Here is a 24,719-nt window from a genome sequence, read left to right as displayed (position 1 = left end):
AAGAGTTGAAGCATATCAGGTTGCTGTATAGACTTACAGGCATAGTTAGTTTCAAAAATTCACCTTTTTGAAACTAAAATAACCCAAAGCAAATATGGCTGTTTTTTACTAAGTCTTTGTTTTTGCTGTTTTTATTGGTCAGTTGACTGCTTACAATTTGAAGGGCTCAAAATGACGAATTTGAAGAAGAGCAACCCTTTTAAAAATAGGGTCGTGCGTCGTGCTGATGGCATAAGCAAGAATGCCAACGAAAAGGCATTGAAGAAGCGCAGTGCGTTAAGTGAAGCTCCTAGCTTTAAACATTACAGAAAGATGCTGGACACCATTTACCTGTACAACCCAGTCCTTTCTCTTCTGTTCGAAATGCAATCTCTAACTGGCCTTAGATACAGTGATGCCTCAACGCTTATTCGAAATGACTTCTATGACGAAGTGACTGGGAACTTTAAGCCCCATTTTGAGTTCACTCCATTAAAGACTTATAGCCTAGCTCTTGATCGGATTAAAAATAAAGACAAGAACAACAGTTCAAGTGAAGATATCGAAGCCAAAGCGCGTAACGAAGCTATTTTGACCATATTCACGAACGACAGGATTCGGGAAGTAATTGATGAAGTAGAAGAATTGAATGGCCATATCGATTCTCAATTTCTGTTTGCCTCGGAGCATGCATTTAGTGGTGGAAATCCAATCTCAATCCAATATGCCAACAGGCTGTTAAAACGGCTTCACGTTGACCATCCTGACTTGGGATTCAAAGAGACGGGTACTCACAGCTGGCGTAAGTATTTTGCTACAAGCATGGTTGAGCTTAATGGAGCAAATCTGGTTCAAGTTCAGGCTTTATTAGGTCACCGCGATGTCAATACTACAGCCAAATACGTGAGTAAGAAGAAGAGTGATCTTCAAGAGTTAATCATGCAAATGAAGACTGAGGCTGCCTGATCCTTATACCTATTTCGGTAAGAGTAGAGTGGCATAACGTTGCTTGAGTGTTTCGCTAATAGTAGTGAACCTCAACAAAGGAGTCTTTAGATGAAAAAGTCATTGCCTTTCCAAAACGGCTATCAGGTACACGCCAACAATCTTGATGAATCATTTAACCCCTACCCCGATACTCCAGAGTTAGCATGGGCGAGAAAGGATTGGCTCGCAGGTTGGCTCACTCGTGAAAAGGAAACAAATGGTCTGGACCCAAATGACATTGCCCATCGAATACCGGCTCTAATGGGTTAGCCGTATTGTGCTTTGGAGGTAGTAACAGTTTTGGTTTCTGTTACTACTACCCCACTTCCGCGCTTTACACCATTTGATACGCGGTACTCTTGCTTTGTGTAGTGTGAAATATCATCCTCAGTAGCAACGTCTATATGGGGATTTAAGTATTATATTTTTGGTTTGTCGGGTAACAGTCTAAGTCGACAATGGTTACTAAAGCCTAATTGGGATTGATATATGGATTTGTTGGAATTTGATGACGATTACGGTCAAACAGTGTCTAACATAGAAAACGCTGTTGAAGAGTTAATGATACTTTTAGAACAAGCTGATTTTGGGAAGGTGCAGCTTCAAACTGCTGTCGTGCCTTACCTTATTGATCAGAACGGTGACCAAATAACTCGGTTAGATTTGAAACCTTCAATTGTCGCACCAAAGTGTAAAGACGAAACGATTAAAGCTATCAAATCGAATCTTTTACCGACAAAGCGTAAAGATAACTCTGAGGGTAATAATCGCTTATTGGGCTTTGTTGAGATTGCAGGTGATTCTGAATTAGAAACCAATATCATTGATAAGTTTGACGAAATTAATCGACTGAAGAAGGCTTATAGAGATCTCATTGATAGCAAGTTTGCTACAGAAGCACAGCGTCGTAAGTTCTACCGTAAACATCCGAAGTTAAAGACTTACTGGATTAAAACCATTGAACGCCAGATAAACTTCAGTGTTTACGATATCGCTTCTACTACATTCAGTTGGACTCCACTTGCGCTCTCAACGCACCCCTTTGAGGGGCTAGATGATGCCAAAAATTACGTACTAGATTCGAGGTTGACTACGGAGGAGTGTAAAAAATACGCTGACGTTCTAACGTTGAATTACACCCCTAACATTCAGTATGTTGTGGTTAAGGACATCAAAATACAACCTGTTCAAAGCGTTCGCTGGCGAAACAGTGATGATGTTATTGAACGTAAAAACCTTCGCGCCCACACCCCACTATTTGTGATCGGCAAGAAGGTAAAAAAAGCAGGGTTTGTGCCCGAAAAGCATATTGATCTACAGCAAGAGCTTAAAAATCGTGACGAAAGAAAACTAACCAACCCAAAGACTAAAAATGCCTCGGACTACACCTTAATTGTAGAGCCTTTGGATATTTATTATCGCTTTAAAGGGCTTCTAAAAGGTGCTCCCATCGCGACAAAGGAGTTAAGCAAATGATGATATCTAAGGAGCAATTCTGTGCCGAGAACTATCGACGTTTTTTTAATCGAAGCCATTGCTTGCATGTTCAATCTTGTATTAAAGAGTCAGGTCAGCTTCTCACTCTTCGATTCCAGATAGCGCCTAAGCGTGACGGTAAGGTGGATTTTACCAATTCACCAATTTTCCAGTTGTCAGCAAAAGAGCTGACTTCACTGTGTCGATTCCTCATTGTCAGAACTGACACAGTGTATGAAATACCTTTTCACAATGGAAAGACGTTAAAATTTACCGCTGAGCAATCTAAAGGGCTTAATGTTCAAATCATTCAAAAAGGGAATATCGCATCCTTTATGATACCTATTGACGAATTGTTCTCTTTAACAGGTATTGCGGTTTCTACCCTAGCACGTCGCGAAATGTTGGACAGTATTACCGTTCTAACGATGATAAAAAATGGACTTTAGTTTTCGCCTGAAATGTATTAGATTAAAGTTTACCCACCGTATTAGTCTTAAAAATTTCATTAGTGACTGGTTTCTCCACCAGCAATCCAAGGTTTTTACCCGCCTAACGGCAATTAACCATGGAGACTACCCCCAATGAAAAATAGATTAGATTCCGCAGTAGAAAGCTGTAAGAGCAAACTTGCTGACCTTTCTTGCTTGCGGATGACACCCACAGAGAAAGGGCTTACAAAGGCCTTTTCAGACAATCAAAGTTCTTGGATTACTTATCTTGCTATGACGTTGCTAGAAAGTGATTTTAGGCCTCTCATTATTGTTGCTGTTACCAATGGCAAAAATGTGTTGATGCTTGAAACTCTCGTTGGAGAACGGCCTATCATCATCGCAGCAAATGGTTGCCATGATAGTGTTGATGAAGCCCTATTCTCACTAGGCTTACCACCTGCAAACAAATACGTTCCCTTTGTAGCTGGTGATCACGGTTGGAGTGATATGGTGCCAAGTTTATCGACCGAACCGTTGGTCCAATTGCTTACGCGAGAAGCGCCGAGTAAAGAAGCGTTGATTTCTGGCATGCAATCAATGTTTTTTGAAATGATTCGACTCTGGTTCGATGGACTCAAATTGGAAGAATCCTGCGAGTGCCATTAAAACGTGTCAGTTAGATAGTATCTAAGCTTTGATAATATCCTTTTCTCATGTTTTTAATTAAAAAGCCCATCTAAAACTCAGCCTGCTGAGTACTAAGATGGGCTTTTCTTTTGTCGGGAACATGAGTGTTGTTAGAGTTCTTCTACAGATAGACAAACTTCTACTTGGAGTCCTTATGAACCTACAAATCTACAAACAGAACAGTGATGGTGGCTGGGAGCTTGCTTGGGGCTTAAAGCCGCGATCATTTCCTAGAGCTCAAACTGAGAGTTATGCGATAGAAGCATTCCAACAATCAACTAAGCGTTGCCGTAATTATCTGATTCTTTGCCTATATCCCGACTTTGGTTCTAGACCAACTGTTATAGCTCAGGTTAATGTACCGAACTCACTCACTGAGAAAATGAATGAGATCAACAGTGCTCAAGAGCTTGATCTATTGATTCAACAACTCGATGCCAAATCTGCATCGGCACTACAAAACCTTTGGGATAACAAGGAGCGTGGCTAGAGTATGAATGAATGTAAAATCGAACCTATCAACTCAGTAACCAACTATAAGTTTCGATTACGCACGAATGCGAGGATAACGGTTCCTGTAACGGTAAATTCGTCACCTTGTTGCTCATTGGATGGATTTTTCGAGATTGTTGATGCTCAGACAATACAAATCAATGGCAAGCAGTGTACCGGCTACGCGTGGGATGGTTGTTCCCCTAAGTTCAATGTCTTTGACCTGTTCATAATAGGTACTCCTGATGGGTTGATTGACCCAAAAACCGGCAAGCCCATCACATATTATGCTTCGCTTGTTCATGATGTACTTCTGCAGTATCAAGATTTGCACAATCTAAGTCGTAAAGAGATTGATGGTGTCTTTTTGCACTTTCTTGGAGACTTTAAGCTGCGACGACTTTACTACCTGTCAGTTCGACTATACAGCTTGGTTAAATCATTTCGGTGGCCCTACTGATTCTTTATTGTAAATGGGATACGTCCCTTTCAAATTGTTCAAATGACTGTATTTTGGACCAAGGGACGTCACCTACAAACTCAACGATAAATGCTTGGCCTGTTGTGTTTTCGATGGCGACTAACCCTCTAGTACCACCTTTAGTGTAATGGTTCGGGTATGTATCCGACTCTACCCAGCCGGTCTTAAATAAATAACTCAGTAGCTGCGGTACGTTAATATTAGTGGGTTCACACACTAGATTAATCTCTTGCTCTGTACTCATTGGTAAACTGATTAAGCATACTTTTGTTATGTGCTCTTTCGGTTTCTTGGCGGTCATGAACTTTTTGAGTGACCAGCTCAATGTGTTCATCCACCGTAATCTTATTGTCTAGAATCAAATCTGCATTTAATCCTTTCTGATAACTCATGACAATTTCGCCCTTATTATCACGCGAGTACGTTATATGTGATTTTAGACTTGGAACAGTCCAATCAAATTCTTGACCGTTGATTCGTGGTACCACCTTTTCCTGTGAAACGTATGGAGTGAAGAAAAGGTTGACTGCTTTGTACTCTTCAACACCTGCGTCCTCTAGTTCCTTGAGTGCTGCAGAGACGATTTCAAGGATCTCTTGTCTGCCTACGTTGCCTGATATCTTGATCTTCATCCAGTTACCCTTTTGATGAGCCCTAAACAACAATGTCGAAAGCCTGCGGCCCTAGTCGACCAAGAATTGTGTGTTTATCTGGTAGAACTCCTTCCATTGAAGTTAACCATTCTCGATACTCTAGAGTGTTAATGTTCAACTCTCTTGAGTCGTGAATTGAGACATCTAAGGCATTGTCCGATGGTCGTGCGCTGCACACATCAAAGCTGGATACCAACATCGTTGAAACGATATCGGGAGTAAATTGAAGATCCACTTTGTCGTAATGGATGTTCTCTTCAAGTCGCAGCTGTAGATAGCAAATTAAGAATGTGAGGTTGCCTTTTGCCCAAACATATTGAGCATCAGAATCCCCTTTTAACCAACCGATTCGGTATCGCTTGTACCCACTGTCTGCGCGGATCAAGTCCAAAACACCATTCATATTTAGTGTCTTGTAAGCACGTTTGTAGATTTCAATCTGTAATTTGAGGTGGCTAATCGGGTTGTTGATGCATGACCATAAGTAGTCAATTTCAGTGCTAGTCAGAGCTGAATCGCTGACCATCTCAGTGAAGCCTGCTACGTGCCGCATCATAGCTTTAGCTTCTTTGTTCAGTGCCCCATACTGAATCTCTATCTGCCTAAAGAGGTTGTCTAAGCAAGTCTGAGAAACAGTGCATTCCATATAGTAACCTGGGTCGAGTGTCTCGTTCGTCATCCGTATCTCCAATTAACGCCCTAAGCGCTGTTTTGCTTCTTCAACGCCCTGTTTGTAATATTCCAGCCACATTTCGTGAACCCATCCCCCTAAATATCCTGGATGGAAAAATGCTTGGTTTTCGTTCATACAGTTTTGTACGAAATCATTGTTGCCCTTACGTCTAGCCTCAACGCTGACAAAAGCTTTAATGTCTTGCTCAATTTCTGAAGTCACCTTAGATTCATGCAAACCAGACCAACTCGGCGTACCGTAGTGACTGCAGTGGAACTCTGGTGCAACGTCTTTACTTCCGAATTTCCCGATGTATCCCATATCAATTTCCTTACATTTAATCCCAACCTTCGCGTGCTCTAGGCTAGGACTTATTACGAACCATATAGAATTTGGACAATTGGTACCCACAAGAAGCGAAATATCCAAGACAGAACAGCTTTAAAACGGGTGATGAGACCGTTAATAGAATCAGTACGCTTAATAGAAAATCCAATATCAGGCTGAGTTCTTTTGAAATTTTTTGCATAGCAGCACCTTTAAACGAAACGTTGCTCATCTTCTTCTGCGTCTTGCCAGCCATCACTCCATAATTCCGATGACAATCCATTATAGGGATTGGAAGTTTCATCAGCGCCGTCTAAGTAGGCGTTGTAGCCTTGCTGGTATGTATCAAACTGGTCTTTGTTCATGAGTGTGTGTCACTCTTTTCTGTACATGAGCACTCTTTCTTACTCGTCGGGATGCCGTATTCTTGACGGCCTATCTCGAAGAAGACCTTGTCTAATCCCAGATAAAAACAATAGGCGCAGGTTGCGAATAGAAGCAGTGAGGCCAAGGGAGGCCCAATTAAAAGTGTCACTATGAATCCCATGAAGCTCACTAAACTAAAAACAAAATGATGCAGCGCTTCTTTTTTCAGCTCGTCTTCCCGTGTGCTCGATTTCATGATTGCTCCTGGCATGTATAAAAAATCAGATATGCCTGTATAAGCGAAAAGGTTTGTACGATTTCTAATCGAACAGAAATTGGTGTTATGGACGGATAATGGAGACTTGCTCTATAATTACTGTATGTATAAACAGTATGTTTTTTAGTCTAATATGCAGATCAATCTGACTGTGAGTGCGGGAATTAGCGCATTTGAAAACCCAACACTGGTCCATCGAGACAATGCGATCAACTTGAATAACGTTTTCGTACACTCCCCTCACTCGATGCAGTTGGTACCAAGCCCTGCCACTTATGAAAAATACGGGATCTGCAAGGGTGACTGGTTGCTAGTCGATGCCGCGTTGCAACCATTGATGTCTGATTTGGTGCTAGTCGAAAACCATGACGAAACTTTTGTCGTTGAGTTCAAGAAATATCGACAACATCAAATGGGTCTTGAAGACTGCGACCCGACGATTTTACTCGGTGTAATTTCGTTATCGGTGCATCACTATCGCAAGCCGGTACCACTGCCTGTTCATGCGAATTTGGTTGAGCTAGATATTCATCAATTTTTGATCGAGCGCGAGCTTTCAACTGTCCTTTGTCGTGCAAAAGGTGAGTCGATGCTGCCCTATATCTTCAATGACGACATTATGATCCTTGAACGGCATTTGACGCCAATCAGTGGTGACGTATGTGTAATTGCCTTAAATCACGAGTTAGTGTGTAAGCGAATTGATGTAGAGCGCAGTACTTTGTATTCAGACAACGCTGCTTTTAAACCCTACAAAGTAAACCAAGAGAAAGACTACTTACGAATGCATGGTGTCGTTCGATATGCGCTACGTTTGATCCGAGGTATTCATGCTGGCAATCATTGATGGCTCTCGCTTTTATGCTTCATCGTCGGTTATCTATAAGCCGAAGCTCGCACATGCACCGGTATTGGTTACGGCTGGCCAAGGTATTTCCATTGCCAATTCGCGCCGAGCTTCTCAGCTTCAGATAAACAAATTCGAGCCAATTTGGGATTCAATTGATCGACTGCGCCTGCATTCCGGCGCTGTTTTCAGGGCAAACTTTAATACGTTCAGTTATCTAAGCGATCGCTTTATGACTGTCATTGAGCAAGAAGTTCAACACTGCCCAACTTTGCGCTACAGTGTCGATGAAATTTTCGTCAATATAGAGAAGCTGTATTCGATTGGTGTTTCGATTGAAGATTTTATCAGTCAGTTGAGGCGCAAAGTCTACAAGGAAACAGGCGTAGCAACGGGGGCTGGTGTAGCTAAAACGTTGTTACTGACAAAAGCCGCAAGCTGGGCAGCAAAGAACATGGCCGGTATGAACGGTCAATGCGTCTTAGTCACTCAGTCGCAAATAGATCAGGTATTGAAAGCAATGCCGATCGGTAAAACATGGGGTATTGGCTCCAGACTGACCCGACATCTAACCATGGAAGGGATTACTAACGCATACCAGCTCAAAGTTTGTGATCCCAAAGTTTATCAACGTAAGTACTCAATCAACGTTGCGAATATCATTCACGAATTGAATGGTATTACAATTTATGACATTTCAGAGTCGCGGGGCAAGAAGCAGCAGATATGGAGCACCTCCTCTTATCGAGATCGACTACGCAATGAAGACGACTTGTTTGCGGAGCTGGCGCACCACACTGCAGAGGTCTTTAGAAAAGTCCGATCGCAAAAGTCAGAGGCCATAACAATCAGTGCTTTTGTCTCTACGAGTAAACACGAGGCGTGTAAACCATTCAGTCGGAAAATTGAGTTACCGCTGGAATATGGGCTCAGTGATACATCAAGCGCGATAAAAATGTTTAGAGAGAGGTTGGTTGATTTACTGCCAACTTCGCTCCATGAACAACCGATTTATAAAGTAGGAGTTGGCGCGCCGGCCCTCCTTGACTGTGAGCACAAACAATTCTCGCTGTTTGATACCAGTGACAACAAACCGGAGCTCAACTCTACGATGGACGCTTTGCGTAGTCGTTTTGGTTCGAGCGCGATCAAATTTGCATCTGAAAAGTCTGAATACAGTGAACGACAAGGCAACATCACCTTCGAAAGACTGGAAGACTATTTTACCGACATTAGTGATCTGATTTGCGTTAAGTGCATTTGATTGTGTGAACGATAGCTATTCTGGTAACTAGTTGAATATTAGATTAAAGACAAAGCTGGATCGAACACAAACAAATGATAATTCAGACACTTAGTTGAGATTTTTGTGTTATTTTTAAATTGATCATGATGTCTGGAAAGAGTTAGTAGGAAATATTTCATCAGGCTTTCAATTTTTCCAGACATCAAGTACAAGGCCATTGGAAGACCGCGGATAGGTCGAGGGTGTAATAGTGATTTCGACAAGTGCAGTAACCATTAAAGAGTTAAAATTCGATGGTTCAAAACTTACTAAAGCTAAAGTTTTAAGCATCGCTCTGATAGAACACATTCCAGCATTAAAGCGCCTCATGGAAGGTTCACTTATATTTTTAGCTAAATATCCAATTCAAACTTACTGCAAGGCCGTAGAGTCGGTAGGAAAAATAACAGGCACACAACCGGAGCTCCCGCCAAAGGAGGAAATAGTTGGACATTTTTCTGATCAAAATAGTCTCTGTGGCGCGATTTTGTACGATCCGCAAAAAAAGAAGTTACTCAACACTTGGTTTACTGACACCGATTATGTGACGCCAAAAATGAAAGAACTCCAAAACGAGTCTAATTGCCTCACTAGCGCTTACACTACGGTTGCTAATCAGGAAGGGGAACCTGAAATAAATCACTTAATAAGAGCTTTACGTCCACTAGCAAATTTCGTTTCAGATACGAGGTTATACCATTACATTGAAATTTGTCAGGCAACAGATATTGATGAAAGTTTTAGGTGGGAAAATCAAGTAGAAATGACTACTGAACAATCGCAACAGTGGTATGACGATGGTGAAATTATTGGTATTAAAAGTAACCAAAATTGTGACGGAGATACTTATATACGGCGTGTTGAACACTGGCAAGAAATTCCTATCGATTCACTTAATGCCGAGTGGGTTAGTCAGACACTCAATGCCCCAAGCCAGATTTTGATGAATTGGGCAGTTACAAAGCAATGGTTAATGGAACATATATCTGAAGAATTCGACGAAATCGAAGCGAGGATAGATAAAGAAGATCTTATATATGAATCAGTAAAACAAGCCTTTTCGAATGCGCCTTTTATCGAGATATTTTAACTAATCAGGTCTACTGTTGGTAGTTGAAGAAACTATGCTGAGCACTGATGAATCCCCTAATGATTTTTATCAAAATCATTAAGTTAAGGTAGATACACATCTTGTCATATGATCAAATGGTTTCGCCAAAAATCAATAATCAGACAACAAAATGTGCGAACTCGATATTTTACACGACTCTCTTTACCAATTCTGCCCCGAATTACACTTAAAACGACTCAACAGCTTAACGTTGGCTTGCCACGCCTTACTTGACTGTAAAACTCTCACTCTTACCGAACTTGGCCGTAACCTGCCAACCAAAGCGAGAACAAAACATAACATCAAACGAATCGACCGATTGTTAGGTAATCGTCACCTCCACAAAGAGCGACTCGCTGTATACCGTTGGCATGCTAGCTTTATCTGTTCGGGCAATACGATGCCCATTGTACTTGTTGACTGGTCTGATATCCGTGAGCAAAAACGGCTTATGGTATTGCGAGCTTCAGTCGCACTACACGGTCGTTCTGTTACTCTTTATGAGAAAGCGTTCCCGCTTTCAGAGCAATGTTCAAAGAAAGCTCATGACCAATTTCTAGCCGACCTTGCGAGCATTCTACCGAGTAACACCACACCGCTCATTGTCAGTGATGCTGGCTTTAAAGTGCCATGGTATAAATCCGTTGAGAAGCTGGGTTGGTACTGGTTAAGTCGAGTAAGAGGAAAAGTACAATATGCAGACCTAGGAGCGGAAAACTGGAAACCTATCAGCAACTTACATGATATGTCATCTAGTCACTCAAAGACTTTAGGCTATAAGAGGCTGACTAAAAGCAATCCAATCTCATGCCAAATTCTATTGTATAAATCTCGCTCTAAAGGCCGAAAAAATCAGCGCTCGACACGGACTCATTGTCACCACCCGTCACCTAAAATCTACTCAGCGTCGGCAAAGGAGCCATGGATTCTAGCAACTAACTTACCTGTTGAAATTCGAACACCCAAACAACTTGTTAATATCTATTCGAAGCGAATGCAGATTGAAGAAACCTTCCGAGACTTGAAAAGTCCTGCCTACGGACTAGGCCTACGCCATAGCCGAACGAGCAGCTCAGAGCGTTTTGATATCATGCTGCTAATCGCCCTGATGCTTCAACTAACATGTTGGCTTGCGGGCGTTCATGCTCAGAAACAAGGTTGGGACAAGCACTTCCAGGCTAACACAGTCAGAAATCGAAACGTACTCTCAACAGTTCGCTTAGGCATGGAAGTTTTGCGGCATTCTGGCTACACAATAACAAGGGAAGACTCACTCGTGGCTGCAACCCTGCTTACTCAAAATCTATTCACACATGGTTACGTTTTGGGGAAATTATGAGGGGATCTCTCAGTGCTCAGCATGTTTGAGTGCTTTACTCGCCGCGGGTTGAGAAATATGTAAAACTTCAGCCGCACGCGTTAAGGAACCACAAGTCATTACAGCATAAAAGATATCGAGATGTCTTAATTTCATTCCATGTAGCCTACTGATTATTTATTTCTACGGACTATTCTAACGAATAAAGTATAAATAATCAGATATACTCGTCATAATTCAAATTTTGGTTTAGTTGTCACGAGAATTAATTCGTAAACGTGCAAGCTAAATAGATTGACTAGGGGAATATACGGGGTAAGAAAGCGGCTCGGCATACTGCCCTATAATAAATTGTTAGGAGAAGTACGCCGAGTAGTGTGTAGCTATTAGGTAAAGTATGTACCAATTTCAATAAATATTTTAATTAAGATACTGTTTGAAATATCAACAATAAAGGCACCGACCATAGGAACGACAAGGAAAGCTTTATGTGATGGTCCAAATGCTTTTGTGACTGTTTGCATATTCGCAATTGCTGTTGGTGTTGCTCCCATACCAAAGCCACAGTGACCCGCGCTGATCACGACAGCATCATAATCTTTGCCCATCATTTTGAAGGTGATAAAGCAGGCAAATAGCACCATGACAACAGTTTGTACAGCAATGATAATTAATACTGGCCCTGCCATGCTTGCCAATTGACCAAATTTTAATGACATTAACGCCATTGCCAAGAAAAGCGATAAAGCAACGCTACCTAATACATCGACGGTCGGCTCAAACACTTCGTGTTTAAATACATGAGTCAGTGTATTACGGATAATAATACCGACAAATAAACACCAGACAAAAGTAGGCAGTTGCAGAAAAGTATCTTTAAACAATGCACTGATATAGCCACCAACAACAATACAGATAATCAGCATTGAAATGGTTTCAATAACGTTATTTGCATTGATTTTTCTTTTGACGCTTGGTTGCTCAAAAGCTTCAACGATAGTGTCGCGCTCTTGCTCGGTTGTTTTAGGAATAGAGACCTTTTTCAAAAGATGACGGGCAACAGGGCCGCCAACTAAACCACCCAACACTAATCCAAGTGTTGCACAAGCCATCGCTAATTCAACGGCGCCTGTTACACCATATTTATCAGCGAGAATAGGGCCCCATGCTCCGGCATTACCATGACCACCTGTTAGAGTAATTGAACCTGCAATTAAGCCAATAAATGGACTTTCATTCATCATGACAGCCATACTCATGCCGACAGTATTTTGAATGGCGATTAGGATCGTTACTGCAATAGTTAATAGAACTAACGGCTTTCCTCCTTTAATCAGTCGAGAAAAGTCAGAACTTAGCCCGATAGAGGAAAAGAATGTGAGCATTAATAAACTTTGCAATGAAGCATCAAAAGTAAACGAATAACCTGATGTTTTATCAATAATTAACAGAACAATTGCAACAATAAAGCCACCAACGACGGCTTCTGGTATGTGGTTTTTTTGTAGGAACGGGGTAAATTTTACGACAAACATTCCTATGAGTAGCGCGATACATGCGACTAATAATGTATAACTGGCATCTAGGATCATTTTTTTACCTCTATTAGTTTACCAGAATTTTCACTATAACAATTTAACAATAGTGAAAAATGAAGTTACTTTGGTTAACTAATCTTTAACAATGAGTTTTATTAGGGTATCCATAACTTTTAGTTAATAGGGTCATAATTTTAGTGTGATCTTAATCATGAAATATTAAAAAGATTAAAATAACAACAATGGTATTTAATGATGGGTAAACCTAAATACCATGCGGGATCCGCACTATTTTCGGTGATAGCAAAAAATAAAAAAGTATAAATAATAAACAAAATTATAAGAGAAGGAGAACATGATAAGCGCAGGCCGAGCAATTTAAAGAAGTGTGATATACAACATAAAACAGCAGCATGACCTTTCTATATTTCGTTGCTTATCGAAGTGTTAATTTTCGGGTGGATTACTCTGTTTGTTGATTAATAACGGAGAAAAATATGATTGCTGTAATATTTGAGGTGCAAATACAACCCGACCAACAAACTCGCTATTTGACTTTAGCTGAGGAGTTAAGACCACTATTAAGTCATGTAGCTGGTTTTATTTCAATTGAACGTTTTCAAAGTCTAGCTACAGAAGGAAAAATGTTATCGCTATCTTGGTGGGAAAACGAATACGCAGTTCTGCAATGGAAAAATCATGTTTTACATGCGAAAGCTCAACAAGAAGGGCGAGAGTCAATATTTGATTTTTACAAAATTAGTATTGCTCATATTACTCGCGAATATTCATTTAAAAAGGACAAGGATAATGTTTGATGTTCACGTTGTTTTAGATAATCAAATAGGACAATTAGCATTACTAGGAAAAACATTAGGTAATAAAGGTATTGGATTGGAAGGGGGAGGGATATTTACGGTTGGTGATGAATGCCATGCTCATTTTCTTGTTGAACAAGGAAAGGAAGCTAAAATAGCGCTAGAGCAAGCTGGACTGTTAGTACTTGCGATCCGGACACCATTAATTCGTAAGTTAAAACAGGAAAAACCGGGGGAACTTGGCGAAATAGCACGAGTATTGGCGGAGAATAACATTAATATTTTAGTGCAATACAGTGACCATGCTAACCAACTGATATTAATAACGGACAATGATAGTATGGCTGCATCTGTTACGCTCCCTTGGGCAATAAAGTGAACTTGCGATGGCTAATTTAATACGAAAAGAGGTTACCTTTGAGTCCTCAATAGCCGCGATAGGGGCGGCTATGTCTGACATTTCACGAGTTAAAATACTCAGTGCTTTGATGGATGGGCGAGCTTGGACGGCCACTGAGCTAAGTTCTGTGGCGAATATATCAGCTTCAACGGCGAGCAGTCATTTATCTAAATTATTAGATTGCCAGCTAATCACAGTAGTAGCTCAAGGCAAGCATCGTTATTTTCGGCTAGCAGGAAAAGATATTGCTGAATTGATGGAAAGTATGATGGGGATCTCCTTAAACCATGGCGTACATGCCAAAGTTTCCACGCCAGTGCATTTACGAAAAGCACGTACTTGCTATGATCATTTAGCTGGCGAAGTTGCCGTTAAGATCTATGATTCCCTTTGTCAACAGCAATGGATCACTGAAAATGGTTCAATGATCACATTAAGTGGTATTCAATATTTTCATGAAATGGGAATTGACGTTCCTTCCAAACATTCACGTAAAATCTGTTGTGCGTGTTTAGATTGGAGTGAACGCCGTTTCCATTTAGGTGGGTACGTTGGAGCCGCATTATTTTCGCTTTATGAATCTAAAGGGTGGTTAACTCGACATCTTGGTTACCGTGAAGTTACCATCACGGAAAAAGGTTATGCTGCTTTTAAGACCCACTTTCACATTTAAGTTGTTTTTCTAATCCGCATATGATCAATTCAAGGCCGAATAAGAAGGCTGGCTCTGCACCTTGGTGATCAAATAATTCGATAGCTTGTCGTAATAATGGCGGCATACTATCAGTAGTAGGTGTTTCCCTTTCTTCTTTAGCGACTTGATGCTCTTGATCTTCCAATACGCAACCTAAAGTAAAATGCCCCACAGCGCTGAGTGCATATAATGCATTCTCTAGTGAAAAACCTTGTTGGCATAAAAAGGCTAATTGATTTTCGAGAGTTTCATACTGTTTTTCTGTAGGCCGTGTACCTAAATGTACTTTTGCTCCATCGCGATGACTTAGTAAAGCACATCTAAAACTTTTAGCGTTATTACGTAAAAAATCTTGCCAGCTTTCCCCTTCTAAAGGGCAAAAGTGAGTATGGTGCCTATCTAACATCTCAATGGCTAAGGCGTCGAGCAAAGCCCGCTTATTTTTTACATGCCAATACAATGTAGGCTGCTCTACACCTAGCTTCTGGGCGAGTTTACGGGTTGTTAAACCTTCGATTCCGACCTCATTAAGCAGCTCTAATGCGCTGTTAATCACTTTACTTTTATCTAATCTAGACATCATTAATTCCTAATTTTTGTTGACACTCTATCATTGATAGAGTTATTTTACCACTCCCTATCAGTGATAGAGAAAAGTGAAATGAATAGTTCGACAAAGATCGCATTGGTAATTACGTTACTCGATGCCATGGGGATTGGCCTTATCATGCCAGTCTTGCCAACGTTATTACGTGAATTTATTGCTTCGGAAGATATCGCTAACCACTTTGGCGTATTGCTTGCACTTTATGCGTTAATGCAGGTTATCTTTGCTCCTTGGCTTGGAAAAATGTCTGACCGATTTGGTCGGCGCCCAGTGCTGTTGTTGTCATTAATAGGCGCATCGCTGGATTACTTATTGCTGGCTTTTTCAAGTGCGCTTTGGATGCTGTATTTAGGCCGTTTGCTTTCAGGGATCACAGGAGCTACTGGGGCTGTCGCGGCATCGGTCATTGCCGATACCACCTCAGCTTCTCAACGCGTGAAGTGGTTCGGTTGGTTAGGGGCAAGTTTTGGGCTTGGTTTAATAGCGGGGCCTATTATTGGTGGTTTTGCAGGAGAGATTTCACCGCATAGTCCCTTTTTTATCGCTGCGTTGCTAAATATTGTCACTTTCCTTGTGGTTATGTTTTGGTTCCGTGAAACCAAAAATACACGTGATAATACAGATACCGAAGTAGGGGTTGAGACGCAATCGAATTCGGTATACATCACTTTATTTAAAACGATGCCCATTTTGTTGATTATTTATTTTTCAGCGCAATTGATAGGCCAAATTCCCGCAACGGTGTGGGTGCTATTTACCGAAAATCGTTTTGGATGGAATAGCATGATGGTTGGCTTTTCATTAGCGGGTCTTGGTCTTTTACACTCAGTATTCCAAGCCTTTGTGGCAGGAAGAATAGCCACTAAATGGGGCGAAAAAACGGCAGTACTGCTCGGATTTATTGCAGATAGTAGTGCATTTGCCTTTTTAGCGTTTATATCTGAAGGTTGGTTAGTTTTCCCTGTTTTAATTTTATTGGCTGGTGGTGGGATCGCTTTACCTGCATTACAGGGAGTGATGTCTATCCAAACAAAGAGTCATCAGCAAGGTGCTTTACAGGGATTATTGGTGAGCCTTAACAATGCAACCGGTGTTATTGGCCCATTACTGTTTGCTGTTATTTATAATCATTCACTACCAATTTGGGATGGCTGGATTTGGATTATTGGTTTAGCGTTTTACTGTATTATTATCCTGCTATCGATGACCTTCATGTTAACCCCTCAAGCTCAGGGGAGTAAACAGGAGACAAGTGCTTAGTTATTTCGTCACCAAATGATGTTATTCCGCGAAATATAATGACCCTCTTGATAACCCAAGAGGGCATTTTTTACGATAAAGAAGATTTAGCTTCAAATAAAACCTATCTATTTTATTTATCTTTCAAGCTCAATAAAAAGCCGCGGTAAATAGCAATAAATTGGCCTTTTTTATCGGCAAGCTCTTTTAGGTTTTTCGCATGTATTGCGATATGCATAAACCAGCCATTGAGTAAGTTTTTAAGCACATCATCATCATAAGCTTTAAGTTGGTTCTCTTGGATCAATTTGCTGACAATGGCGTTTACCTTACCAGTAATGTATTCAAGGCTAATTTTTTCAAGTTCATTCCAACCAATGATAGGCATCACTTCTTGGATAGGGATAAGGTTTTTATTATTATCAATAATATAATCAAGATAATGTTCAAATATACTTTCTAAGGCAGACCAACCATTTGTTAAATCAGTTTTTGTTGTGATGTAGGCATCAATCATAATTAATTGCTGCTTATAACAGGCACTGAGTAATTGTTTTTTATTTTTAAAGTGATGATAAAAGGCACCTTTGGTCACCAACGCTTTTCCCGAGATCTCATCTATTGAAACAGCTTGATAGCCTTTTTCAACAAACAATATTCGTGCTGAGTTAACCAGTGATTGATAGGTACTCTTAAAATTTTCTTGTTGATGATTTTTATTTTCCATGATAGATTTAAAATAACATACCGTCAGTATGTTTATGGTATCATGATGATGTGGTCGTGACAATCTTAAGAACATTTAGGTTATTTTATGTATATTGAACAGCATTCTCGCTATCAAAATAAAGCTAATAACATCCAATTAAGATATGATGATAAGCAGTTTCATACAACGGTTATCAAAGATGTTCTATTATGGATTGAACATAATTTAGATCAGTCTTTACTGCTTGATGATGTGGCGAATAAAGCGGGTTATACCAAGTGGTATTTTCAGCGGCTGTTCAAAAAAGTAACAGGGGTCACACTGGCTAGCTATATTCGTGCTCGTCGTTTGACGAAAGCGGCTGTTGAGTTGAGGTTGACGAAAAAAACTATCCTTGAGATCGCATTAAAATATCAATTTGATTCCCAACAATCTTTTACACGTCGATTTAAGTACATTTTTAAGGTTACACCAAGTTATTATCGGCGTAATAAATTATGGGAATTGGAGGCAATGCACTGAGAGATCCCCTCATAATTTCCCCAAAGCGTAACCATGTGTGAATAAATTTTGAGCTAGTAGGGTTGCAGCCACGAGTAAGTCTTCCCTTGTTATTGTGTAGCCAGAATGCCGCAAAACTTCCATGCCTAAGCGAACTGTTGAGAGTACGTTTCGATTTCTGACTGTGTTAGCCTGGAAGTGCTTGTCCCAACCTTGTTTCTGAGCATGAACGCCCGCAAGCCAACATGTTAGTTGAAGCATCAGGGCGATTAGCAGCATGATATCAAAACGCTCTGAGCTGCTCGTTCGGCTATGGCGTAGGCCTAGTCCGTAGGCAGGACTTTTCAAGTCTCGGAAGGTTTCTTCAATCTGCATTCGCTTCGAATAGATATTAACAAGTTGTTTGGGTGTTCGAATTTCAACAGGTAAGTTAGTTGCTAGAATCCATGGCTCCTTTGCCGACGCTGAGTAGATTTTAGGTGACGGGTGGTGACAATGAGTCCGTGTCGAGCGCTGATTTTTTCGGCCTTTAGAGCGAGATTTATACAATAGAATTTGGCATGAGATTGGATTGCTTTTAGTCAGCCTCTTATAGCCTAAAGTCTTTGAGTGACTAGATGACATATCATGTAAGTTGCTGATAGGTTTCCAGTTTTCCGCTCCTAGGTCTGCATATTGTACTTTTCCTCTTACTCGACTTAACCAGTACCAACCCAGCTTCTCAACGGATTTATACCATGGCACTTTAAAGCCAGCATCACTGACAATGAGCGGTGTGGTGTTACTCGGTAGAATGCTCGCAAGGTCGGCTAGAAATTGGTCATGAGCTTTCTTTGAACATTGCTCTGAAAGCGGGAACGCTTTCTCATAAAGAGTAACAGAACGACCGTGTAGTGCGACTGAAGCTCGCAATACCATAAGCCGTTTTTGCTCACGAATATCAGACCAGTCAACAAGTACAATGGGCATCGTATTGCCCGAACAGATAAAGCTAGCATGCCAACGGTATACAGCGAGTCTCTCTTTGTGGAGGTGACGATTACCTAACAATCGGTCGATTCGTTTGATGTTATGTTTTGTTCTCGCTTTGGTTGGCAGGTTACGGCCAAGTTCGGTAAGAGTGAGAGTTTTACAGTCAAGTAATGCGTGGCAAGCCAACGTTAAGCTGTTGAGTCGTTTTAAGTGTAATTCGGGGCAGAATTGGTAAAGAGAGTCGTGTAAAATATCGAGTTCGCACATCTTGTTGTCTGATTATTGATTTTTCGCGAAACCATTTGATCATATGACAAGATGTGTATCCACCTTAACTTAATGATTTTTACCAAAATCATTAGGGGATTCATCAGTGCTGAGCATGGTACCGCTAGGTTACGGTACTGCGAGCTATTTTTGGTTCATCAATTAAGCAATGGAGCTCGCAGTAACAAATCAAAGTGCTATGTTGCCACTTCCCAATAATGTTGAACATTTCTTATAACTACGTTGCCAATGGTTAATACAGTCATGTATCTTTCCTTGGAGTTAAAGTTCTACTAAATAGGCGATATTTGGGTGGATACTCGTTTACTTTTGTCCCAATTTCCAGTTCTTCAATCAACTTTGAAATACCGCTTCGTGCTGATGTGTCGCTGCAGTAGTGGTGTCCACCAAGCTCATTGTTCACCACTTCTAGAATATCCGTCATAAGCCAGTCTCCTCCCCGTTCAAGAACATTCTTAACCTTTAACATAGTGCGGCGAAAAGGCGTCATATACCCACCTTGAGCACCACTGGTACCAGCTTGTCCAATTTTCATGTCTGGATTGAGGTGCAATGCAATTCTGTGTGCTGTTCTTCTCGAGCCCGTTTGGATCCGCGGCGCGGTGATTTCGCGAAGCTCATACTCGAAACCGCCTTGGTGAAGTTTATAAGACGATTCGTAGTATGAGTACACTTGACCATCAGGTATGTTTTCTCTGTCTCTACGATGGCAATACGCACTGGCGAGCTTAGATATCTCGAAATGTCCTAACCGATATTGATCGATGATTTCTTGTTTAAGTCGGCTACGAGAACTATGGCTATTCGGCTTTTGAGTGACTGCAATAAGCAAATGTGGAATTCCTTTTTTCGACTCATCCATATACTCACTGTTTAGCGCCTGTACATACTCACTATGCCATCGAGTGAGCTGCTCAAGTACATTGAAGCCCAATGACTTTTTGTACTCGAATGCTGCCACCAAGCTTCCTTTTACGCCGATATAATCGGGACGGCCATTAAAATTGGGAATAACAACTTCGGGGTAAAGGTTGTAACCTAAGTATTCAAAAAAACGTCCACCAATTTCAGCAAGTTCACTCTCACTCATTGCGATTTGTTTGTCTCTCACAACATGATCTCCTTCGCTGCGGTCAATACAACATATTGGAATTGGGCAAATGCCTTACTTCCATTGTGAGTGCCAATTAAGCGCCGACAAGTGGGTAAAAGGTACATCACTGATTACCCCACACACAACATGAGTTCGTTTTGGCCATGCGCAAACTCGTACACGGAATAATTGGTGAGGTTTAATAATACCCATGAACGAAGATCTTCGACCGTTAATGGCTTGCGTTCATCAATGTTTTGAAACCTGAGTCGTTCAAAGTAGAGTTTACGGCCCCTTTCCGATGCCAAGTGCTGAGTAAGAACCACAAGCTCTTTTGGTGCAGTCATTTGCCCTGGCAACTCTTTCAATGCGTAATTCAGGTGGAATACAGGGCAGCGATCCAAAATTGGGCAGTCATTGATATCAGAGTTGTAGTTACGGATGGAAATGTTTCGAGGTGATGAAGAGTTCACGTATGCTTTGATGAGCATTTGCATTCCAATAGTAGGCATCTTGATCACTTGCTCAATCGCCGCGATGTACTTGAGATACAGCTTAGGATTTGAAGAAAGATCCGCAGACTTTACAATGTACTCGGTTGATGCAGGGTGGAAATACCCCAATTTCAGTGATCGTTCGGATGTGGTTTCCAACTCGCTCATTAGTAGATCTAGAGAGTTCATATTAATACCTGTGTATGTGGTAGGTACTGATATAAGCGAAAATACTTTTTGAGGAAAACGGGGTGTGGGAATCATTGCCAAATTGAAAAAGGGGGTATAACCCCCTTAATTATGCGGTAATTGGTTATACAGAGTCGTCATTGTTTGGATGGAGTGTTTGTCTGATCGTTTCGATTTTTTTCAATGTTAAAACCGATATCAAGCAAGAAAACACCACAATTAAATTGTCCAATTGCCAACCGACAAAGCCCGTAATTAGCAAGAGCACTAGATCAATGGAGACCGGAACCTGTCGCGGTCTAAAGAAGTGATAGCTAGAAGAATGCTCACCAATAATTTGGCAGACAGAAAAGAACGCTGACAGAAATATCAAGATAGTCAACGCTCCTTCGAGCATTTGACCAGCACGAGTTTCAGCCAAAATTACCACCCCATTTAACAGTAATACGTAGGCCACCAACAGTAACCAGTATATTACGACTTCCATTTTCGATAGCTGCTTCATTTTAACGACCCCATAAAGACTTACGACGCAAGCCAAGAAGCAAAGTCATTAAAAGCGCGATTGGCCCAGTACTACCGCCTGATATTTCACTAGAATACTTTGCATCGGCTGGTGGCCCGACATGAATTTTGGTTGATGAGGTGTTTGAGAAATTGATGGTGTGCGTAAACCCTCCAGGCGAATGAGCAATCTCATCGGAAAAGTCGATTGTAATCAGACAAGACTCTGTTGCTTCAACTGCAGAACCGCAGTCAGTCAGCAGGTCAAGGTTCCCAACCATTTCATCGAATGTCACTCGTTCAAGCGTGTGGTTTTGAATGGCAAAAGTCACTGAGGTGTCTGACGTCGAATCTAGGTAGACGTCGGTAGGAGCAACAATGTCATCGATGACTCGCGCAATTTCAAAAAGGACATGATCTAGGGTCACCATTCCATTTGCCCAAAGAAGGCGGCCATCTTCTGATATCGACTCATATAGATGAGTCGCTATAGAGTATAAGTTGTCTGTACCAGACTCATAAACACCACTGCCTGAATCCCCTGGTTGAGCAGCTACTTCAGGAGCCTTATTGTTCAATGAAAGGGCTTCTATTCTTGGTGTGATTCGAACACCAAAGCCTTCGTTCACCATGGGAATATCCCCGTCGCACATTCGCGAACCGATGTCACCTTCAGTATAAAAAGTGCATTCTACTAAATGTGGATCAATCACAAAATTTGGTTTGAATTGCTGTAGAACAGTAGGGTCTGGAACATCATCATACCCCGATGACCCAAACCCACGCATGATCCAAGACTTATTGGCAAACATGCTGCTCTGCTTGAAATCATCGAAACTCATACCCTCTTCTAGCTTTAAGGAGCGTTGTGGTAACGCAATAGAAGTAAGCGGCACTTCTGTGTTCATTTCAATGAGAGCTAAATCAGAAGCCCCTTCATATAGGGATGGTGCAAGACCTTCGAAAATCATCTTTCCATTGAATTGTTCGCCATAGAGCTCGTTAGTCCATCGGCTAATGAAGGCATTAACAATAGGGTTAAAATAGTCCAGATACTCATCAATTACATTCATATTGCGGTGGACTAGACGGTGGACAGGCACAGTGCCTTGAGCAACGACACGAGAATAGTCGAATTTATTCATGCCGCCGAAAACGGTAATGTCCATGCTAAGTTTAGGCTCGCCAAACGGATCAGGAATATCCACACAATGCGCGTTTGTGAGAATGAATTTAGGGCTAATAAATTGACCAGTACAATATTTCGTGTCGTTTGCGATGAAGTGTATCAAGTAGTCGTTGTATTCAGATGCAGGGGTATCGGCCCCATTTGAAACTAATGGTTTTGGGTCTGAATACTCAGCAGCACTACAAATCATCGGCACCAGACCTATGCAAGCGATGGTGATTAGGGGTTTAAGCGATTTCATATTGGTTTCCTTATTACTTAGGTGCACCAATACAAGCGAAAAGCTTTTCGCTAGTAGGGAGTAAAAGAGGACCTACCATGATCAAACGTTCAATCCATGATTACCCAGATCAAACAGAAAAATTAATTGAAGAAATGATTCAGGAAGTACCTTATGAAAAGGTATTGAGATCGATTGCCGCTAGTAGCAATGATTGGTTACTCGCGGTCACGCGAGGTGACGATGTTCCCACATGTGTACTGAGTTATGTAAATGAACTGGTACTCATCAACAATTCCACCGAAATAAAGGACAGACTCGAATCGACTTTTCTTAATAAGCTGATCAAAGATGAAAGAACGAACCCTTCCGTTTTGGGTATGTTGGCCAACTCATTAACCCATCCGATGAGCTTAAATCAACTGCTTAAAAACCAAAGCGTACCGAGTGAGTCGTTAGAAGTCGTTGCAGATAAAATTGGCCTAAACAAATGCCGTTACTATTTGCTAAAGCATGCCAATACGAGTGAACGCCTGCTAGAGAAATGTTGTCAAGATTCAATGACATTGCAGGATGCCTTGGCTTTGCATAACCACCTCAATTTAAGTGATAACCTCTGCTTCAGGATAGAGGCGCTCACAAGGATAGATGCTTCATCAAAGTACAATGACTTTGAGATAAAAATGAAGCGAGATATCCGATTTGGATTGACTCAGTCTAGAGCACTTAATGTGAAACTTGCGCTAACCCTTTTTGAGCACCCATTACCCAATGCTCAAGAACAAATGCGGTTATGGTTGCTACTCTTTAACAGCCCCGAATTGAGTATATTTGAGTGTATAACCTTAATTGAGGAATGCGCTAAAAGCGCCCTAGTTATTCCACCTACTCAATTAAAGACTGCGTTAAGAATCGTATCAAACAGAACCGACCTAACCGACTTACCTGAATTGATGCAAAGCTACTCGTCCTTACTTCAATTACACGAAAGTGAACATTCATTAGCCGACTTAATGCTGCTGAACAACTCTTCAGATTTTGCCAATGCCATCATTGATAATCCATCCACCAGCGAGATTCAGTTTTTAAAAGCCGGTATGAACACTGATTTGGAAGATCGATATTTGGGTATTAATGAGATCCAAGCTATCAGGCAGGCATTTCCAAAAAATCATGAGGTCTGGTTTGAAGAGCTAGCAAATGTCAAAGCCCTACCTCTCGCGCTATCGATAGGAAGCGAGAAATTTGCGAACCTAGCCGTTCTTTTAGGCCCAGTATTGAAGGCAATTATTGAAATGCTTTTACCTCAAACTGCCCTCCGCGCGCGAGTATGCAGAGATTGTTTAAAGCTAATATGTGAGATTACCGATATTGAACATCACATACTTAAAGAGAAAATTGTGAATGAGATTTGTGAGCTGGTTATGTCACACACCTCCAAATTGATTTACACCTTACATCCCTATCTATTAGAAAAGTTTCCTAGTGTGGAGTTTAACTCGAGTACATTGTTCAACCCTCAAATCTCTAAAAGACAAATAGCTAATGTCAAACAGAACACATTCAAAAGTTTCGGCTGGGAGCTCCATATCCTCACGAATCTCAATGAATTGATGAAAGTCTCAAACGTACAGCGTCATGATTTGGTTAATGATCGGGTGGTAAATGCATTAATCAATGGTGAGTGCTTTGCCTTTACGTTTACCGAGAAAGGCAACCCGCTCTCAAAAGGCTTTACCGTGGTTTGTTGTTCAAAGACAGGAGTGATTATTGAGGCTAGTGGGTATTGCGGGATTACCGTTCATAAGCACTTCAGAGTCAAAGTTAAGGAGTTGGTTGGGTTAATACTCAAGCAATTGTCGGATGTGTAG

At 41.2% G+C, this 24,719-nt stretch carries 30 protein-coding genes and 2 pseudogenes; 17 read left to right on the top strand and 15 right to left on the bottom strand.

What is annotated here, in order from left to right:
• The first annotated feature begins 171 nt into the window (after positions 1-171).
• The 7 genes from LDO37_RS29215 (at position 172) to LDO37_RS29185 (ending at position 4,515) form a co-directional block, all read left to right on the top strand.
• Positions 172-945 (top strand): site-specific integrase, encoded by a 774-nt coding sequence (locus LDO37_RS29215; protein ID WP_126606573.1) that lies wholly within the window; start codon positions 172-174, stop codon positions 943-945.
• Positions 946-1,035: 90 nt separating this feature from the next.
• Positions 1,036-1,236 (top strand): hypothetical protein, encoded by a 201-nt coding sequence (locus LDO37_RS29210; RefSeq protein ID WP_126606574.1) that lies wholly within the window; start codon positions 1,036-1,038, stop codon positions 1,234-1,236.
• A gap of 219 nt (positions 1,237-1,455) precedes the next feature.
• Positions 1,456-2,442: a hypothetical protein gene (locus LDO37_RS29205; protein WP_126606575.1), complete on the top strand. Its 987-nt coding sequence runs from the start codon at positions 1,456-1,458 to the stop codon at positions 2,440-2,442.
• On the top strand, positions 2,439-2,891 hold the full coding sequence (locus tag LDO37_RS29200; RefSeq protein WP_126606576.1) for a hypothetical protein: 453 nt from the start codon (positions 2,439-2,441) through the stop codon (positions 2,889-2,891). The genes LDO37_RS29205 and LDO37_RS29200 overlap by 4 nt, the downstream gene beginning before the upstream one ends.
• 135 nt (positions 2,892-3,026) lie before the next feature.
• On the top strand, positions 3,027-3,542 hold the full coding sequence (locus LDO37_RS29195) for a hypothetical protein (RefSeq protein ID WP_126606577.1): 516 nt from the start codon (positions 3,027-3,029) through the stop codon (positions 3,540-3,542).
• A gap of 175 nt (positions 3,543-3,717) precedes the next feature.
• Positions 3,718-4,053 carry a hypothetical protein gene (locus LDO37_RS29190; protein WP_126606578.1) on the top strand — a complete coding sequence of 112 codons (336 nt, stop codon included), beginning with the start codon at positions 3,718-3,720 and terminating at the stop codon, positions 4,051-4,053.
• 3 nt (positions 4,054-4,056) lie between these two features.
• On the top strand, positions 4,057-4,515 hold the full coding sequence (locus LDO37_RS29185; protein ID WP_126606579.1) for a hypothetical protein: 459 nt from the start codon (positions 4,057-4,059) through the stop codon (positions 4,513-4,515).
• 4 nt (positions 4,516-4,519) lie between these two features.
• On the opposite strand, the gene LDO37_RS29180 is transcribed toward LDO37_RS29185, so the two are convergent.
• The 6 genes from LDO37_RS29180 to LDO37_RS29155 all read right to left on the bottom strand — a co-directional run bounded on the left by LDO37_RS29180 (position 4,520) and on the right by LDO37_RS29155 (position 6,811).
• Complete coding sequence (locus tag LDO37_RS29180; RefSeq protein WP_224056092.1) at positions 4,520-4,780, bottom strand: hypothetical protein; 261 nt, start codon at positions 4,778-4,780, stop codon at positions 4,520-4,522.
• Complete coding sequence (locus tag LDO37_RS29175; protein WP_126606580.1) at positions 4,758-5,168, bottom strand: hypothetical protein; 411 nt, start codon at positions 5,166-5,168, stop codon at positions 4,758-4,760. Before LDO37_RS29175 ends, LDO37_RS29180 begins: the two co-directional genes overlap by 23 nt.
• 22 nt (positions 5,169-5,190) lie before the next feature.
• Complete coding sequence (locus LDO37_RS29170; protein WP_126606581.1) at positions 5,191-5,868, bottom strand: hypothetical protein; 678 nt, start codon at positions 5,866-5,868, stop codon at positions 5,191-5,193.
• Between the two features lie 12 nt (positions 5,869-5,880).
• On the bottom strand, positions 5,881-6,183 hold the full coding sequence (locus LDO37_RS29165; protein ID WP_126606582.1) for a hypothetical protein: 303 nt from the start codon (positions 6,181-6,183) through the stop codon (positions 5,881-5,883).
• A gap of 218 nt (positions 6,184-6,401) precedes the next feature.
• Positions 6,402-6,554: a ribosome modulation factor gene (locus LDO37_RS29160; protein WP_172622621.1), complete on the bottom strand. Its 153-nt coding sequence runs from the start codon at positions 6,552-6,554 to the stop codon at positions 6,402-6,404.
• Positions 6,551-6,811, bottom strand: coding sequence for a hypothetical protein (locus tag LDO37_RS29155; RefSeq protein ID WP_126606583.1), 261 nt, complete (start codon positions 6,809-6,811; stop codon positions 6,551-6,553). Before LDO37_RS29155 ends, LDO37_RS29160 begins: the two co-directional genes overlap by 4 nt.
• A 154-nt stretch (positions 6,812-6,965) precedes the next feature.
• On the opposite strand from LDO37_RS29155, the gene LDO37_RS29150 reads away from it, so the two are divergent.
• The 4 genes from LDO37_RS29150 to LDO37_RS29135 all read left to right on the top strand — a co-directional run bounded on the left by LDO37_RS29150 (position 6,966) and on the right by LDO37_RS29135 (position 11,414).
• A complete protein-coding gene (locus tag LDO37_RS29150) occupies positions 6,966-7,679 on the top strand; it encodes a S24 family peptidase (protein ID WP_126606584.1) in 714 nt (237 codons plus the stop codon).
• Complete coding sequence (locus LDO37_RS29145) at positions 7,663-8,943, top strand: Y-family DNA polymerase (RefSeq protein WP_126606585.1); 1,281 nt, start codon at positions 7,663-7,665, stop codon at positions 8,941-8,943. The genes LDO37_RS29150 and LDO37_RS29145 overlap by 17 nt, the downstream gene beginning before the upstream one ends.
• A gap of 232 nt (positions 8,944-9,175) precedes the next feature.
• A complete protein-coding gene (locus LDO37_RS29140) occupies positions 9,176-10,054 on the top strand; it encodes a hypothetical protein (protein WP_126606586.1) in 879 nt (292 codons plus the stop codon).
• 151 nt (positions 10,055-10,205) lie between these two features.
• Positions 10,206-11,414 (top strand): IS4-like element ISVsa5 family transposase, encoded by a 1,209-nt coding sequence (locus tag LDO37_RS29135; RefSeq protein ID WP_001352368.1) that lies wholly within the window; start codon positions 10,206-10,208, stop codon positions 11,412-11,414.
• Positions 11,415-11,429: 15 nt separating this feature from the next.
• Here the strand turns inward: LDO37_RS29135 and LDO37_RS29130 are convergent.
• Both LDO37_RS29130 and gltS read right to left on the bottom strand, forming a co-directional pair.
• Positions 11,430-11,549, bottom strand: a pseudogene (locus tag LDO37_RS29130) (LysR family transcriptional regulator); the annotation flags it as partial.
• Positions 11,550-11,779: 230 nt separating this feature from the next.
• Complete coding sequence (gltS, locus tag LDO37_RS29125; protein ID WP_000599531.1) at positions 11,780-12,985, bottom strand: sodium/glutamate symporter; 1,206 nt, start codon at positions 12,983-12,985, stop codon at positions 11,780-11,782.
• Positions 12,986-13,428: 443 nt separating this feature from the next.
• Here gltS and LDO37_RS29120 point away from each other — a divergent pair, with 443 nt between their 5' ends.
• From LDO37_RS29120 to LDO37_RS29110, 3 genes are read left to right on the top strand one after another with little or no spacing between them, the layout of a single operon-like run.
• Complete coding sequence (locus LDO37_RS29120; RefSeq protein WP_000562370.1) at positions 13,429-13,749, top strand: antibiotic biosynthesis monooxygenase family protein; 321 nt, start codon at positions 13,429-13,431, stop codon at positions 13,747-13,749.
• Positions 13,742-14,128 carry a hypothetical protein gene (locus LDO37_RS29115; RefSeq protein ID WP_000460651.1) on the top strand — a complete coding sequence of 129 codons (387 nt, stop codon included), beginning with the start codon at positions 13,742-13,744 and terminating at the stop codon, positions 14,126-14,128. The genes LDO37_RS29120 and LDO37_RS29115 overlap by 8 nt, the downstream gene beginning before the upstream one ends.
• A gap of 7 nt (positions 14,129-14,135) precedes the next feature.
• Positions 14,136-14,822, top strand: a complete 687-nt coding sequence (locus tag LDO37_RS29110) for an ArsR/SmtB family transcription factor (protein WP_001284954.1) — start codon at positions 14,136-14,138, stop codon at positions 14,820-14,822.
• Here the strand turns inward: LDO37_RS29110 and tetR(B) are convergent.
• Positions 14,800-15,423, bottom strand: a complete 624-nt coding sequence (gene tetR(B), locus LDO37_RS29105) for a tetracycline resistance transcriptional repressor TetR(B) (RefSeq protein ID WP_000088605.1) — start codon at positions 15,421-15,423, stop codon at positions 14,800-14,802. The genes LDO37_RS29110 and tetR(B) overlap by 23 nt on opposite strands.
• A gap of 81 nt (positions 15,424-15,504) precedes the next feature.
• On the opposite strand from tetR(B), the gene tet(B) reads away from it, so the two are divergent.
• Positions 15,505-16,710: a tetracycline efflux MFS transporter Tet(B) gene (tet(B), locus tag LDO37_RS29100; RefSeq protein ID WP_010446567.1), complete on the top strand. Its 1,206-nt coding sequence runs from the start codon at positions 15,505-15,507 to the stop codon at positions 16,708-16,710.
• A 112-nt stretch (positions 16,711-16,822) separates the two neighbouring features.
• Here tet(B) and tetC read toward each other — a convergent pair whose 3' ends face one another.
• A complete protein-coding gene (gene tetC / locus LDO37_RS29095) occupies positions 16,823-17,416 on the bottom strand; it encodes a tetracyline resistance-associated transcriptional repressor TetC (protein WP_000428546.1) in 594 nt (197 codons plus the stop codon).
• Between the two features lie 87 nt (positions 17,417-17,503).
• Here tetC and LDO37_RS29090 point away from each other — a divergent pair.
• A pseudogene (locus LDO37_RS29090) lies at positions 17,504-17,899 on the top strand (helix-turn-helix domain-containing protein); the annotation flags it as partial.
• Positions 17,900-17,929: 30 nt separating this feature from the next.
• On the opposite strand, the gene LDO37_RS29085 reads toward LDO37_RS29090, so the two are convergent.
• The 5 genes from LDO37_RS29085 to LDO37_RS29065 all read right to left on the bottom strand — a co-directional run bounded on the left by LDO37_RS29085 (position 17,930) and on the right by LDO37_RS29065 (position 22,869).
• Entirely contained in the window at positions 17,930-19,138 is a 1,209-nt protein-coding gene (locus LDO37_RS29085) for an IS4-like element ISVsa5 family transposase (protein WP_006250222.1), read from the bottom strand.
• A gap of 262 nt (positions 19,139-19,400) precedes the next feature.
• Positions 19,401-20,270, bottom strand: coding sequence for a hypothetical protein (locus tag LDO37_RS29080; protein ID WP_126605862.1), 870 nt, complete (start codon positions 20,268-20,270; stop codon positions 19,401-19,403).
• 113 nt (positions 20,271-20,383) lie between these two features.
• Positions 20,384-20,935, bottom strand: a complete 552-nt coding sequence (locus LDO37_RS29075) for a hypothetical protein (protein ID WP_126605863.1) — start codon at positions 20,933-20,935, stop codon at positions 20,384-20,386.
• Between the two features lie 124 nt (positions 20,936-21,059).
• The gene (locus tag LDO37_RS29070) at positions 21,060-21,422 is read right to left on the bottom strand and encodes a hypothetical protein (protein ID WP_126605864.1); all 363 of its coding nucleotides are present in this window, start codon (positions 21,420-21,422) and stop codon (positions 21,060-21,062) included.
• 19 nt (positions 21,423-21,441) lie between these two features.
• Entirely contained in the window at positions 21,442-22,869 is a 1,428-nt protein-coding gene (locus tag LDO37_RS29065) for a trypsin-like serine protease (RefSeq protein ID WP_126605938.1), read from the bottom strand.
• A 77-nt stretch (positions 22,870-22,946) separates the two neighbouring features.
• Here LDO37_RS29065 and LDO37_RS29060 point away from each other — a divergent pair, with 77 nt between their 5' ends.
• Positions 22,947-24,719, top strand: a complete 1,773-nt coding sequence (locus LDO37_RS29060; protein ID WP_126605865.1) for a hypothetical protein — start codon at positions 22,947-22,949, stop codon at positions 24,717-24,719.

The organism is Vibrio penaeicida (assembly GCF_019977755.1).
Lineage (GTDB): Bacteria > Pseudomonadota > Gammaproteobacteria > Enterobacterales > Vibrionaceae > Vibrio > Vibrio penaeicida.
Note: the sequence above shows the minus strand (reverse complement) of the source record. Positions and strands in the feature narration are given on the sequence as shown.